General features: G+C 41.1%; 2 protein-coding genes and 1 pseudogene. 1 reads left to right on the top strand and 2 read right to left on the bottom strand.

Features of this window, described 5'->3' with window-relative positions; genetic code table 11:
* A partial coding sequence (locus Q0212_RS14495; protein WP_297926804.1) for a hypothetical protein occupies positions 1-283 on the top strand: 283 nt, incomplete at its 5' end.
* Positions 284-306: 23 nt separating this feature from the next.
* Here the strand turns inward: Q0212_RS14495 and Q0212_RS14490 are convergent.
* Positions 307-906 (bottom strand): TetR/AcrR family transcriptional regulator, encoded by a 600-nt coding sequence (locus Q0212_RS14490; protein WP_297926801.1) that lies wholly within the window; start codon positions 904-906, stop codon positions 307-309.
* Positions 907-915: 9 nt separating this feature from the next.
* Positions 916-1,105 (bottom strand): annotated as a pseudogene (locus tag Q0212_RS14485) (phosphohydrolase); the annotation flags it as partial.

The following is a 1,105-nucleotide window of genomic DNA, read 5'->3' as shown; positions in this document are numbered from 1 at the left end:
AATATTTAGCCCAGCTTCAACAACTACTGACTACACACAAATGTTAAGCATTTTAAATGCAGATGCGCCCCTGTATGTAGGTCATCCGTTTACCTATGACCCACAAACCAATAGCTATGCGACAGAGACCCAAGAATACTTAGATTATGTCTTGATTGATAAACGTTATCGCCAAGGTAGCAATACCAATACCGTACGTATTTATCGTGGTTTAAGTCCTGCGGTTTGGTTAAAACATGATTTATCTGATCATTATGCCGTTGCAGGTCAGTTAAACTTTTAACGATACCGAGCGCAAGGATGCGCTTACTCCCTGACACTAACCCCTTGCCAAATCACTTGCATCACCATTCGACCACGTGCCAATAAATCATCAGGGCAACCTTCAGCCAACCACCCGACGACAATACGCTGTACTGAACCTGCACACATCTCCACCAATAATTTAATATTAGCCCAATTGGCAATCATGTCTTGTTGTTGTGCATGACTAAAGACCTCATGCAACACACTAATAGCCCGTTGTTGACCTAAAGACATTTGATGCGCCCAATGTGCTAAAGGCACATTTAAATAAATTAATGCTGCTACCCGTGGCCGAGTAGCATAAAAGCTAAAAAAAGCTTCTGTCACGGCGTTTAAGCGCAACAAAGGATCGGTGCTAGTTTCTGCTGCGGCGGCCATAAGCTGGCTTAACTCCAACATATCCTGTTCTATACAAGCCGTTAATAAACTTTCTTTATTGCCAAAATATTTATAAACGGTTTGAGGGCTAACTCGTGCTTTTTGACAAATTTCACGAATACCCACTTGATGAAATTGCCCTTGGGCAAAACATTCTAAAATGGTGTTTCGTAACAAGGTCAATGTTTCTGGCTTAATTAAACGACCATCAGCTTGGCTCATAAAACACCTTTACTCAAAACGTAAAATATCAATCGTTGGTGGCATTGCAAAACGTAAGGGCAGCCCTACCATGCCAATACCACTGGTAATAAATAGCTGGTTATTATTTTCTAAAGGATACATTCCTCTTTTATAGCCTTGCTCAGTCAGCAGATGTAAAATTTTTTCTGTCAAAATCGGCAAATTGACCTGTCCGCCA

Origin of the sequence: uncultured Agitococcus sp., from assembly GCF_937920075.1 — a bacterium.
Classification (GTDB): Bacteria; Pseudomonadota; Gammaproteobacteria; order Pseudomonadales; family Moraxellaceae; genus Agitococcus.
Note: the sequence above shows the minus strand (reverse complement) of the source record. Positions and strands in the feature narration are given on the sequence as shown.